The 12,582-nt window shown below is 67.3% G+C and carries 12 protein-coding genes; 5 read left to right on the forward strand and 7 right to left on the reverse strand.

All coding sequences use genetic code 11. The features are described from left to right. Positions 1-1,152: 1,152 nt before the first annotated feature. From RIF93_RS13430 to RIF93_RS13440, 3 genes are read right to left on the reverse strand one after another with little or no spacing between them, the layout of a single operon-like run. The gene (locus RIF93_RS13430; RefSeq protein ID WP_309091958.1) at positions 1,153-1,536 is read right to left on the reverse strand and encodes a copper resistance protein CopC; all 384 of its coding nucleotides are present in this window, start codon (positions 1,534-1,536) and stop codon (positions 1,153-1,155) included. A 17-nt stretch (positions 1,537-1,553) separates the two neighbouring features. Continuing rightward, positions 1,554-2,642 (reverse strand): copper resistance protein B, encoded by a 1,089-nt coding sequence (locus tag RIF93_RS13435; RefSeq protein WP_309091959.1) that lies wholly within the window; start codon positions 2,640-2,642, stop codon positions 1,554-1,556. Beyond that, positions 2,639-4,417: a copper resistance system multicopper oxidase gene (locus tag RIF93_RS13440; protein WP_309091960.1), complete on the reverse strand. Its 1,779-nt coding sequence runs from the start codon at positions 4,415-4,417 to the stop codon at positions 2,639-2,641. The genes RIF93_RS13435 and RIF93_RS13440 overlap by 4 nt, the downstream gene beginning before the upstream one ends. A gap of 334 nt (positions 4,418-4,751) precedes the next feature. Between RIF93_RS13440 and RIF93_RS13445 the strand changes: the two genes are divergently transcribed. Beyond that, positions 4,752-5,243, forward strand: coding sequence for a nuclear transport factor 2 family protein (locus RIF93_RS13445; protein WP_309091961.1), 492 nt, complete (start codon positions 4,752-4,754; stop codon positions 5,241-5,243). A 153-nt stretch (positions 5,244-5,396) separates the two neighbouring features. Here RIF93_RS13445 and copD read toward each other — a convergent pair whose 3' ends face one another. The 3 genes from copD to RIF93_RS13460 form a co-directional block, all read right to left on the reverse strand. Then, the gene (gene copD, locus RIF93_RS13450; protein ID WP_309091962.1) at positions 5,397-6,311 is read right to left on the reverse strand and encodes a copper homeostasis membrane protein CopD; all 915 of its coding nucleotides are present in this window, start codon (positions 6,309-6,311) and stop codon (positions 5,397-5,399) included. 4 nt (positions 6,312-6,315) lie between these two features. Continuing rightward, the gene (gene copC / locus RIF93_RS13455) at positions 6,316-6,678 is read right to left on the reverse strand and encodes a copper homeostasis periplasmic binding protein CopC (protein ID WP_309091963.1); all 363 of its coding nucleotides are present in this window, start codon (positions 6,676-6,678) and stop codon (positions 6,316-6,318) included. Positions 6,679-6,790: 112 nt separating this feature from the next. Beyond that, complete coding sequence (locus RIF93_RS13460) at positions 6,791-6,982, reverse strand: heavy-metal-associated domain-containing protein (protein WP_309091964.1); 192 nt, start codon at positions 6,980-6,982, stop codon at positions 6,791-6,793. Positions 6,983-7,138: 156 nt separating this feature from the next. On the opposite strand from RIF93_RS13460, the gene RIF93_RS13465 reads away from it, so the two are divergent. The 4 genes from RIF93_RS13465 (at position 7,139) to cueR (ending at position 11,239) form a co-directional block, all read left to right on the forward strand. Further along, positions 7,139-7,612, forward strand: coding sequence for a DUF4396 domain-containing protein (locus RIF93_RS13465; protein ID WP_309091965.1), 474 nt, complete (start codon positions 7,139-7,141; stop codon positions 7,610-7,612). An 84-nt stretch (positions 7,613-7,696) separates the two neighbouring features. After that, positions 7,697-8,233, forward strand: coding sequence for a DUF305 domain-containing protein (locus RIF93_RS13470; protein WP_309091966.1), 537 nt, complete (start codon positions 7,697-7,699; stop codon positions 8,231-8,233). 82 nt (positions 8,234-8,315) lie between these two features. Further along, positions 8,316-10,799, forward strand: coding sequence for a heavy metal translocating P-type ATPase (locus tag RIF93_RS13475; protein ID WP_309091967.1), 2,484 nt, complete (start codon positions 8,316-8,318; stop codon positions 10,797-10,799). After that, on the forward strand, positions 10,796-11,239 hold the full coding sequence (cueR, locus tag RIF93_RS13480) for a Cu(I)-responsive transcriptional regulator (protein ID WP_309091968.1): 444 nt from the start codon (positions 10,796-10,798) through the stop codon (positions 11,237-11,239). The genes RIF93_RS13475 and cueR overlap by 4 nt, the downstream gene beginning before the upstream one ends. Positions 11,240-11,963: 724 nt before the next feature. Here cueR and RIF93_RS13485 read toward each other — a convergent pair. After that, positions 11,964-12,582, reverse strand: a 619-nt coding sequence (locus RIF93_RS13485; protein ID WP_309091969.1) for a TonB-dependent receptor domain-containing protein, incomplete at its 5' end; no start/stop codon positions are given.

A 12,582-nucleotide genomic window follows, 5' to 3' on the forward strand; every position in this document is an offset into this window, starting at 1 on the left:
ATGGGGACGACCGATCGTAGGGCAGGCAGTCCCAGGGCGGCAGTACAAGAACCTCCGCTGAGGGCGCGAACTGCCGGAGGGCGCGACCGATTTCGTCTGCGCGACGTTCGCTCGACGCCACGAAAACAATCTGAGTTTCCTGGAACTGTGCAAGCTGCGCCGCGATCCAGCCCGTGGGCGGCTGGCTTTGCCTGAACGGCCGCGCCTCGCTCGTGGCGGACTGGTCGGGAAGAGGTGCGTCGCGAAAAGCTGCGTCTGACAAACATCACCTCGAACTGGTTGGCTCGATGCAATCGCTGTGAGGGACGGCGGTTCCTCCGTTCGATCGTCAGGAATGCGGGAGCCTCAGCGCCGACTTCAATCCCGCGCGTCTTGGACCCAGCCCGTGTCGGGTCGGCTCAGCCGAACGTCCGCTCTTCGGCCGCGTGATGATGTCCGCTTCTGGCGCCTGGCTGCCCTTCCCTTCCCGCCTGGGCCTGCTGCTTCTCGTACGCCAAGGGCTCACGGAGACGATTTGTCGTTGGACTGACTACACCGCCACTCCCCGGCCTACACCTCTGCGACCGCAGGGAAGTCGGAAGAGGCCGCAGCCAGCGGCAGTTTCGCCGCGCTTCCGCTGTTCCTCCTTCCAGACCAGCGCCCATTTGGCGCGAATGGCCGCCGTTCGCGAGGGCTCTCTCTGCCCGGCGTCCGCCGCAAGCGATTTGAGCTGGCGCGGCGGTTGAGCGGGGGCATTCGAACCTCACGCTCACAACAGGGACTCTCAAACATCCGCAATGAGTCAGAAGCGGACCGGCAGACCGCCAGCGCCTGCGAGTCCATTCCTTGCTCATCGGAGCCCCTTAAGCGGTCCGCTTTTGTGCCGCGAGCCCGGGTGTGCGGCGCATTGCAGACGGCAAACACCACACCACAGCAAGAGATCACTGCTCTGCGGGACTCTGCGGAGCTGACGGATCTGACGGGGCCGGCGCGGGCGGCGCCGGTTCAGTCGGGACCGGATCAGACTTGCTCTTGTCGCAGCAGGACATCCCGGCGTCAGCCGCCATGTCCTTGCAGCATTTGCAGCCTTCAGCAGCAAGCGCCGCGCCGGCGCTGAGCGCCAGGACCGCGCCGGCGGCCGCCAACAGATTGGAGACTTTCATCATCGTTCTCCTAGTGAACCATGAAGCTGATGGAGCCGGACATCCTGTGCCCGTCGGGGCCCTCGGCGGTCCAGGCGGCGGTGTAGGTGTTCGGAGTGAGAGGCGGCAGGGCCACGCTGACGGTCGCGGCAGCCGGCGCGGCGGGAACGGCCACGACGACTGGGGCCTGCCCCTCCGCAGTCAGCGTCACCGTCTTCAGGATCATCGGGTGCGGAAAGGTCGCGCTGAACCGTTCGGGCGATCCGTGCGTCATCGCGCCGTCGGCGGGAACGGTCGTTATGCCCGACCGAGGCGCTGCGGCCGCGGCCTGCATGTTGTGGCCGGCGTGCGGATCCTGAGCGGCGGCGGCGCCGGCGAACGCCAGGGCGGCGATGACGACGAGGGTGCGGATCATGGGGTGGTCTCCTTCGATTAGAACCAGGCCTTGACGCCGACGACGACGCTCGTGACGTCAACCTCGCCGCCTCGCGCCTTGATGTAGTCGGCGGTGTCCCCGATCGCTCGGCTCCACTCGACGCCCACATAAGGGGCGAACTCCTTGCGGATTTCGTAGCGCAACCGCAGGCCTGCCTCCACCGAAGACAGGCCCGAGCCGATCTCCAGCTCGGGAATATCGCTGGCGGAGGCGTCTATTTCGAGGCGGGGTTGAAGGATCAGGCGCTGGGTGATGCGCTGGTCATATTCAGCCTCGATGCGGGCGGTCAGGTCGCCCTCGGTGGACAGGAAGGCGGCGGCGTCGACTTCCCACCAATAAGGCGCCAGTCCCTGGACGCCCAGGACCAGATGCGTGGTGTTCTCGCCGTCAGGGCGGAAGTCCTGGCGCACGCCAGCCTGCACGTCCCAGAAGGGCGTGACGGCGCGACTGTAGAGCGCCTGGAGTTCGGCTTCCTCCAGATCGCCGCCGAAGTCGCCTTCGCCCTCGGATTTCCACCAGAAGCGATTGACGTCGCCGCCGGTCCAGCCCTGGACGTCCCATAGCCAGGTCTCGTCGTCGTCTCCGAGGCCGGCTTCGAGGCGATCGATGATCACCGCCGTGGCGCGGACGTCGCCATTCTCGCGAACCAGGACTCGTCGGGCAGCGGCCATCGCCTCGGCCCCGAAGACCAGATCGGCGGCGTGTGCGGGGCCGCTCAGGGCGGCGGCCGGGAGCGGGTCCTCTGGAGGACGGCCGGGATTGTCGGCGCTGGTCGGCACGTCGGGCGGCCCCGCGCTCATCGACATGTCATGCCCCGCGTGGGGATCGGCGGTCGCGGGCTGGCCAGGCATCCGGTGGCCGGCGTGAGGATCCGCTGCTGGCGGTGTCCGAGCCGGCGGCATGACATGACCCGCGTGCGGGTCCTGCGTCGCAGGCGGGCCAGGCGACTGAGGCGTGGCGGATGGAGCGGGCGCGGGTCGCGTCGGCGCCGGCATGGTGTGACCCGTGTGCGGGTCCTGGGCCTGGGCGCTGAAGGCGGTCGCGGCGAGGATCAGGGGAGCGAGGGCGACGGCGAAGCGGTTCATGATGCGGCTCCGTCCATGGGCCGCACCGTCACGACGTTGAACATGCCGGCGTGCATGTGCATCAGCATATGGCAGTGGAAGGCCCAGTCGCCCGGCGCGTCAGCGGTCAGGTCGAAGGTCACCTTGCCGCCGGGCGCGACATTGACCGTGTGCTTCAGCGGCTGATGCCCGGCCGGGCCGCCCGTCACCAGTTCGAAGAAGTGGCCGTGCAGGTGGATCGGATGGGCCATCATGGTGTCGTTGACCAGGGTCACGCGCACCCGCTCGTTGCGCTCGAAGCGGATCGGCTCGACCAGCTCGCTGAACTTGCGGCCGTCGAAGCCCCACATGAACCGCTCCATATTGCCGGTCAGGTGGATTTCCATGGTCCTTGAGGGGGGACGCTGGTCCTTGTTGGGCGCGAGAGAGACGAGGTCGGTGTAGACCAGGACGCGGTGATCGACATTCGTGAGACCGATCGGTCGCTCGCCGAGCCGGTTGGCCGGGTCCATGGCGATCCCGTCGACGCCGATGCCCACCGCCATGTCCGGCGGGGCGTTGTCCGGAGCGCGCATGTTCATGCCGGCCATGTCATGGGTCGGCGCCGCGTCGGCGGACGCTGCGTGATCCATGCCGGCCATGGCTCCGTGATCCATGCCGCCCATCGAGCCATGCCCACCCATTCCCATGTCGCGCATGGTCAGGTTCGGAACTTCCCGCAGCGGCGGGACCTCGGCGGTCATGCCCAGGCGCGGCGCGAGGGTCGCCCGTCCCATGCCGGAGCGGTCGATGGCCTCTGACACGATCGTGTAGGCGCGATCCATGGTCGGTCGGACGATGACGTCATAGGTCTCGGCCACGGAAATCTGGAACTCATCGGTCTCGACCGGGCGGATGTTCTCGCCGTCAGCCTGGACCACCGTCATAGGCAGGCCGGGAATGCGGACGTTGAAGATCGACATGGCCGAGGCGTTGATGATGCGCAGCCGCACCCGCTCGCCGGGCCGGAACAGGCCGGTCCAGTTCTCCTGCGGTCCGTGGCCGTTGATCAGATAGGTGTAGGTCGAGCCGTTGACGTCGAGGATGTCGCGGGGGTCCATCCGCATGGACCCCCACATGCGCCGCTCCTCCAGGCTCATCCGGTCGCTGCCGTCCAGGAGCCCCGCGAGGGTGGTGCGCTGCTGGTTGAAGTAGCCGGGGCTCTTCTTCAGTTTGTCGAGGATTTCGTGGGGGTGCATGAAACTCCAGTCCGACAGGACCAGCACATGCTCCCGGTCATAGGCGACCGGATCGGCGCCCGCGGGGTCGATGACGATCGGCCCGTAATGGCCCATCGCCTCCTGAAGGTTGGAGTGGCTGTGATACCAGAAGGTGCCCGACTGCTTGATCGGGAACTCGTAAACGAAGGTCTCGCCGGGCCTGATCCCCGGGAAGCTGATGCCGGGCACGCCGTCCATCTGGAACGGGAGCAGCAGACCGTGCCAGTGGATCGAGGTGTCCTCGTCCAGGGTATTGGAGACGGACAGCCGGACGTTCTGGCCCTCCCGCAGGCGCAGCAACGGGGCCGGCAGGACCCCGTTGACCGTGACGGCGTGGCCAGTGCGCCCGCCCACGGTGAAAGGCGAGTGACCGACCGTCAGATCGATATTCGGTCCGGTGAGGGTCGGCAGGTCGGGCCGCAGCCCCGCCGATCCCGTCTGCGCCCATGCGGGTAACAGGCCTTGCAGTCCCAGCAGCCCGCCGCCGGCGGCGGCGCCACGGAGAAGCATCCGGCGGTCAAGGCGGGAGGTCGGCATCGGCGAGAAATTCCCTTGTCCGCTACGCGGCCGTTCGTTCAAATACCCATTCCCGTGGTGGCGCCGTTGCGGCAGGTCGCCACAGGCCGGGATTTCCGCCTTGTGCACCTTCCCACCATGGCAAGGTCAAGAGCCTTCGCGGCGGGACCGTCCGCGACCTCCGCCGACCTGGTGCGAGCTCGGCGATGCGGACTCCCGCCGCCTTGGTCGTGAGGCCCGCCGACCAAGGGCGCCGCGGCTCCTCGCCACGGTCCCGGAGTGAGATCGTGTTCGCTCGCCACGACCAACCGGCCTGATGTTCGTCAGTCCAGATGGCCCGAAATCCGGAGTTATAATGGCCCGCACATCTCTTGCCCTCGTCCTGTCGTTCGCCGCGCTCTCGGCGACCCCCGCCTTCGCCCAGGATCACGCCCGCGGCCACGGCCACGCCGCAGGCTCGGTCGCGGCGGAAGCAGCGGAGGCGGCGACCACCGTCGACGCGTTTCACGCCGCGCTCAAGGCCGGCGACACGGCAGGGGCGCTGACACTTCTGGCCGCGGACGTGATGATCTTCGAAGAAGGCGGCGCGGAGCGGTCGCGCGACGAATATGCGTCCCATCACCTGGGTTCGGACGCCGCATTCGCCGCCGCCTCGCAAGCGACCGTGTCACGGAGATCGGGCTGGGCCCACGGCGACATCGCCTGGATCACCAGCGAAGGCCGCACCACGGGCCAGTTCAACGGCCGCGCGGTGGATCGCCTGACAACCGAGACGATGGTGCTGAAGCGGCAGGCCGACGGCTGGCGCATCCAGCACATTCACTGGTCGTCACGCGCGCCCCGTTAGCCATTCGGCAGAACGCACCTGGAGCCCGGCCTGACGGATCGTCTGAACGGCCGCATTGCAGGCCTTGGACGCTCGCGATCGCATAGCGGAAGCGGGCGCAGCGTGGCTGCGCTGATCCGAACAACGGATCGCTACCGCTTCGCCCAGCAACTGTTAGAGCGCAGAGGGCGGAGCAAGCGTGCCGATCACCGCTACAACGGCCAGCAGCACGGCGCCGACCAGCGTCTCCGCCACGACGCTGCGTCGGAGTCGCTGAAGCGCCTGTCGAGGATCTTGCCCACCCTCCAGCACCGAGCCGAACACCGGCGTCAAGCGGAAGCGGTTGCCGGCCGCGAAGGCGAGCATGAAGGCGAACAGGACGAGTTTGGCGATCAGGAGCTGGCCGTAAAGACTGGTTCCCATGTCGCCGACCCGGGCGAGGCCGATCAGGAACCAGCTGTTCACAAGGCCGGTCAGCACCAGCAGAGCGACGGCGAGCGTCCCCAGGCCGGCGAACCCGTGCAGGGCGCGATGGATCGCGAGATCGTCCGGCGCGGCCCTGCGCAGCAGCAGGATCGTCAAGGCCGTCAAGGCCCCCAGCCACAGGGCCGCAGCGATCGCGTGAAAGATGTCCGCGACGAGATGGAGGAGACCACCGGGGCCTTCCGTGGCCGCGCCATGCCCCGTCCAGGCGAAGCTGGCGGCGACGATCAGGCCCGTCACAATCATCAGGCCCCAAAGCGCGCGCGCCGGCTTCAGGGCGACCAACACGACCAGGCCGAGGACGGCGATGACGGCTCGGACGACCATGGCCATGCCCAGGGCTGTGCCGGTCACCATGAAGGAAAGCGACGCGGGTTTGACGGCTTCGCCCAGCGAGCCCGCCATCACGGCGGTCTGGGCCACGATGGCGGCGATAGAGCCGAGCGCGACGACGATCGCCGCGACGATCAGCGTGGGGCGCGCCCAACCGAGGTTGGGGCCATCGGCGCCCCTGAAACTATAGAGCAGGAACAGCGGCGTGCCGAGGAGGACGACAGCGCCGCTGTATTGAAGCCAGCGGAGCGCGATGACCACGACTTCGAGCACGGCGTCAGCGCACCGAGAAGGTGTAGGAGCCCGTCATGCGATGGCCGTCGCTCGACGCAATACGCCAATCGACGCGGTAGGCGCCGGGGGCGAGCGGGCGCGCCAGGGTTCCCGTCAGGGTCTTGCCGTCCTCGGCGACGGAAGTCCGGATCGCGACTTTCTCCCCCGCCGCGTTGACGACATCGAAGCCGGAAAAGGCGGCGACCGTGCGCTCGCTGAAGGTCAGGCTGATCGTCCGCGTCGCGGCCACGGTCGAGTTGGGGGCCGGCGTCGCACTGACCAGCCGGGCGTGGGCCGCCGCCGGCCCGGCAGCGAAGGCCACAGCCGCCGCAAGGGCGATGAAGGGTGCGGGATTGAAGGTTCGCATACTCAGTCTCCAGGAATTCGGCCGATTCCGGCCCTGTGCTTCACTACGCGGGATACGGGCGCTTCCTCATGAAGGAGGATCGCGGCCGATCCAGGGACCGGCCGCGACACCCCTATGCGATGCCGTAGCCGGCTTGCTCGATCGCAGCCCGGACGCGGGCTTCGTCGGCCTCGCCTTCCACCCGAAGCGTCCCGGTCGCGATCTCGATCTCCATCCGGGCCTTCGGCGCCACCTCGGCCACGGCGGCTCTCACCGTCGCAGCGCAGCCGCCGCAGGTCATCCGTTGTACCTTCAACTCGATCATCGTCATCTCCCTTGTTGATCGACGACGAGGCAGGTGGGGTTTCCCAGCGTGGGAGGGTCAAGGGGGTCAACCACCGTCTTGACCTTGCCATGATGGGAAGGTGCAGCAGAGGCGCGGAGGAGCAAGATCATGTATCATGAACACCGCAGCCATCCGATGACGCCCGCCGGGCAGGCCCAGGCCCACGGCGCCTCGCTGAACCGTCTCGCTTTGACCGCGACGCTGCACTGCCTTTCAGGCTGCGCCGTGGGAGAGGTGCTGGGGATGGTTATAGGAACGGCGCTCGGATGGAGCGACCTGTCGACAATCGGCCTTGCCGTGGGGCTGGCCTTCCTCTTCGGCTATGCCTTCACGATGGTCCCGTTGCTGCGGGCCGGACTGGCGTTCGGGGCGGTTCTGAAGCTGGCTCTGGCGGCGGACACCGTCTCAATCGCCATCATGGAGATCGTCGACAACGCCATCATGCTGGTCATTCCCGGCGCGATGGACGCGCATCTGGACTCGTTCCTGTTCTGGGCCAGCCTCGGAGCCGCGCTCGTGATTGCGGGCGCCGCCGCCTTCCCCGTCAATCGCTGGCTTATTTCGCGAGGCAAGGGACACGCGGTGGTGCACGGGCGTCATGCGCACTGAGCCAGCCCTCTAGGCGCCGGCCTGCTGGAACAGGTCACGTTTGTTGGCGTTGCCCGGCCGACCGCTTTCCGGGAGCGTCGGACGATGAATATGAGCTGGGGCCGCTTCGCGGCGATGATCGCGACCTCAACGGTGGTGATGTTCTTCTTGATGTATCAGCTGGTCTACAGCTTCGACCACGCACTGTTCAGTCTGAACCGCCTGATCGCGTCGCTCATCATGGGCTGCGTTATGGCGATAATCATGCTCGGCTTCATGTGGAGCATGTATGAAGGCCGGCGCACGAAGGTGGCTGTCGTCGTGTCCGCCGCAGCGCTCGGCGCCCTGATGCTCTATATGAACCGTGCGCAGTCCCTGGTGGACGACACCACCTTCATGCGCGCCATGATCCCGCACCACTCCATCGCCATCAACAACGCCAGCAAATCGCAGATCAGCGACCCCCGTGTCAGGGAACTGGCCGACGAGATAATCGCCAGCCAGGTCCGCGAGATCGCGGAAATGAAGTTGCTGATCGCGGACATCGAGCGAAACGGAGAACGCGGCGACCGACCGCTCCCGCCGCGTCCGGCGGTTCTGATCCCAGATATGCAGCCTGAAGTACGCGAGGCGGTGCGCTAGCGAGCCGGGGAAAATGGACGCTTGACCTTCCCATGACTGGAAGGTTCATGAGGGGCGGGACCTCATTCTGGAGACCGTCCCGATGACCGCCACTACCCTGCGAACCCTCGACATTCCCGTGCTCGGCATGACCTGCGCCAGTTGCGTCGGGCGAGTCGAGAAGGCAATCCGCGCCGCGCCCGGCGTGAAGAGCGCCACCGTGAACCTCGCCGCCGAACGCGCTCGGGTGGAAATGGACAATGCCGGCTCAGCGGCGGCGGTGACCCTGGCGATCCGCTCCGCCGGCTACGAGCCTATCGAGCACATCATCGAACTCAAGATCGCGGGCATGACCTGCGCCAGTTGTGTCGCCCGGGTCGAGCGCGCCCTGAAAACCGCGCCCGGCGTTCTGGACGCCAGCGTGAACCTGGCGACGGAGCGCGCCACCATCCGGGTGCTGGAAGGCGCCGCAGATGCCCGCGCCCTGACAGACGCCGTCGCCAAGGCAGGATACACGGCCGAAGCGGTGTCCGCGCCGGACGCGACCAGCGAGGACCGCGAGCAGGCTTCGCGCGCCGCTGACATCCGCGCCCTGGGCCGCGCGGTCGCTGTCGCCAGCGCGGCTACCCTTCCCCTGTTCGTCATCGAGATGGGGCTGCACTTCATCCCTGGCGCCCATGGCTGGCTGGTGGAGTCCGTCGGCATGACGCCTTGGCGGATCATCAGCTTCGTCCTGGCGACTTTCGTGCTCTTCGTTCCGGGTCTGCGCTTCTACCAGAAGGGCGTGCCGAACCTCGTCAGGCTGACGCCGGATATGAACTCTCTGGTGGTGCTGGGCGCCACCGCCGCCTGGGCCTTCTCCACCGTCGCGACCTTCGTCCCACAGTGGCTGCCGGCCGGGACCGCCAACGTCTACTTCGAGGCGGCGGCGGTGATCGTCACCCTGATCCTGGTCGGCCGCTGGTTCGAGGCCCGCGCCAAGGGGCAGACCAGCCAGGCCATTCGTCGCCTGATGACGCTTCAGGCCAGGACGGCTCGCGTGGAACGGGACGGGTCAGAGGTCGAGCTGCCGATCGACCATGTCACGCCTGGCGACGTAATCGTGGTCCGGCCCGGCGAACGCGTGCCGGTCGATGGCTCGGTGCTGTCCGGAAGTTCGTTCGTCGATGAGTCCATGCTGACCGGCGAGCCAGTCCCGGTAGAGAAGATCGAAGGCGCGAAGGTCGTCGGCGGCACGATCAACACCACCGGCGCCTTCCGGTTTCGCGCCGAGAAGGTGGGCTCCGAGACCGTGCTGGCCCAGATCGTTCGGATGGTCGAGGCGGCTCAAGGGGCCAAGCTGCCGATCCAGGCGCTTGTCGATAAGGTGACCGGCTGGTTCGTTCCCGCCGTCATCGCCATCGCCGTCCTGACCTTCGGTGTCTGGCTGGCGCTCGGCCCGCAACCGGCGCTGGGCTTCGCCCTCGTCAACGCCGTCGCGGTGCTCATCATCGCTTGTCCTTGCGCCATGGGCTTGGCGACCCCGACCTCGATCATGGTCGGAACGGGCCGCGCCGCCGAACTCGGTGTCCTGTTCCGCAAGGGCGAGGCGCTCCAAGCGCTTCAGGGCGTCGAGGTCGTCGCCTTCGACAAGACAGGCACCCTGACTGAAGGGCGGCCGACTCTGACCGACCTCACCGTAGCCGCGGGCTTCACCGAGGACGAGGTGCTGAGCCTGGTCGCCGCGCTGGAGACGCACTCGGAGCACCCCATCGCACGCGCCATCATCCAGGCCGCCGAGGCGCGGGGCGTTCCGGTGCCTGATCCCGAGACCTTCTCGTCCCGCCCCGGCTATGGGGCTGAAGGTCGGGTCGCCGGCCGGTCCGTCCAGGTTGGCGCCGACCGCCTGATGCGCAGACTCGGCCACGACCTTTCCGCCTTCGCCGATCAGGCTGAGCAGCTGGGCGAGGAGGGCAAGAGCCCCCTCTATGCCGCGATCGACGGCCGGTTGGCCGCCATCATTGCGGTCGCCGACCCGATTAAGACGACGACGCCCGCCGCCATCGCCGCGATCCACGGGCTTGGGCTCAAGGTGGCGATGATCACCGGCGACAACCGCCGGACCGCCGAAGCCGTGGCCCGACATCTGGGCATCGACGAGGTGCGCGCCGAGGTTCTGCCGGACGGCAAGGTCGAGGCCGTCCGCGCCCTTCAGGCCGGAGGGCGCCGAGTGGCCTTCGTCGGCGACGGCGTCAACGACGCTCCGGCGCTCGCGGCGGCCGACGTGGGGCTCGCGGTCGGCGGCGGCACGGACGTCGCCATCGAGAGCGCGGACGTAGTCCTAACCGGCGGCGACCTGCGCGGGGGGGTGAATGCCATCGCTCTGTCGCGCGCCACGATGCGCAACATCCGCCAGAACCTGGTCTGGGCGTTCGGCTACAACGTCGTGCTGATCCCGGTCGCGGCGGGCATGCTGTTCCCGGTGTTCGGCTGGGTGCTGTCGCCCATGCTGGCCGCCGGCGCCATGGCCCTGTCCAGCGTCAGTGTTCTGACCAACGCGCTGCGTTTGCGCGGCTTCAAGACCCGCTTCGAAGGAGTCCAGACATGAACATCGGCCAGGCCTCGAAAGCGACCGGCGTGTCGACCAAGATGATCCGCTATTATGAGTCCGTCGGCCTTATCCGGCCGGCGGACCGGACGGACAGCAACTACCGCGACTTTGGCGAGCGCGATGTGCGGGAACTGCAGTTCATCCGCCGCGCCCGCGATCTGGGCTTCTCGGTCGAGGAGATCGGCCATCTGCTGTCACTCTGGCGCGATCGAGACCGACCGAGCCGGGAGGTCAAGGCGATCGCCCTTAAGCATGTGGCTGACCTCGACGCCCGCATCTCCGAGATGCAGGCGATGGCGGATGCTCTACGGAAATTGGCGAAGGGCTGCGCGGGTGATGATCGGCCAGACTGCCCGATCCTCGTCGACCTTGCAGAGCAAAGTAGCGGCGGACTCCGGGCCGGACAAAATGTGGTCCGCTCTCGCAGCCCCGTCTAATCGGGCTTTGCGGAACTCCGATCACAGGAAATGGGTCTACGTCCGCTCGAGCATCGACGTGTTTGTGCTGGCCGGACTGGGAGACGTTCCATAAGCTTCCGGCAGGTGGGGACATTCGTCGGAGGACTGTCCGCTCCGCCACCAGCCAACCTGGCGTGCTGCTTCTCGCCCGCCAAGAGCTCACGGACGGAGACGCGTTGTCTTCGGACCCGCCCGCACCGCCACCGTCTTCTCGCAGACGTATCACTCACTCATCGGAACCGGCGCGTACCGCGGAGCTCCGCCGTTTGCCGGGCGCAGACTGGTGCGATCTCCCGTCGTGCCGGTCCTTGCTGGCCCGCTCACGTCCTCTCGCCGCGGTCGCACCGGCCGACGATCCGCGACGATCCACGGCCTTGGGAAGCGCCCCTCTCCAGCCGCTGGCCAGAGCGGCCGTAGCTGAGCTGGCGCAGCCGGCTGACTTGGCGCTGGAGCAGGCGCTCCAAGGGGCAGCCAAGAGTCAGGAGCGGATCTAGCGGACCACGCCGCGGCCGACGCCTGCTTCTGACTCTGGGCGGACCTTCCCTTCCCGTTTGGGCCTGCTGCTTCTCGCACGCAAAGGGCCCAAGGCCGGAGACAGGTTGTGGTTGGACTGATTACGCCGTCACCGACCTGTCGCCGCCCCCCACGAGCGAAGGGGCGGCTCCGTCGGAGCCGCCCCCTGCGTACTGTCCGGTCACGCGCCTCAGTAGGGCCGGTAGTTCAGGCCGATGAAGAAGCGGGTGCCATAGGGGTCGAAGTTCGAATAGACCGTCGAACCGAGCACACGTGACTGTTCGGCGTCGAAGGCGTTGACCACCCCGGCCCGCACGGACAGATCATCCCGCGCGTTCCACCGTACGGTGAAGTCGTGACGGGCGAAGTTGCCCGTGTTGGTGTCGCTCAACAAACGCGCATCGACGTTGCCGGATTCGGCATAGGTCATCGGGTCGGTGATATCCTGGGCCGTCTGCCAGTCCATCGTCCAGTTCACGCTCCACACCTCGTTCGGAGAGTAGGTGAGCGAGGAGGTCAGGCGAACGCGGGGATAGGTCAGGGTGCTGTCCAGGCCCGTGTAGTCGTTCGGGTCATTGGCGTTGTTGAACTGCTTCTGTTCGATGAGCCACAGCCCCCGGACCGAGTAGTCGAGACGGCCCCAGTTGCGGCCGAACATCTCCTCGAGATCCATCCGATAACGTCCGGTGAAGTCGAGACCCCGGGTCGTCCGCTTGGCGTAGTTGATGGAGCCCTGGATGAAGCCGCCGATCGGGTCACCGGTCGGCGCACCGATGCCGAATGGAACCGTCGGGTGCCGGCGGAAGATG

The sequence above is a fragment of the Phenylobacterium sp. genome, from assembly GCF_031181185.1.
In the GTDB taxonomy this organism is placed as follows: Bacteria; Pseudomonadota; Alphaproteobacteria; order Caulobacterales; family Caulobacteraceae; genus Phenylobacterium.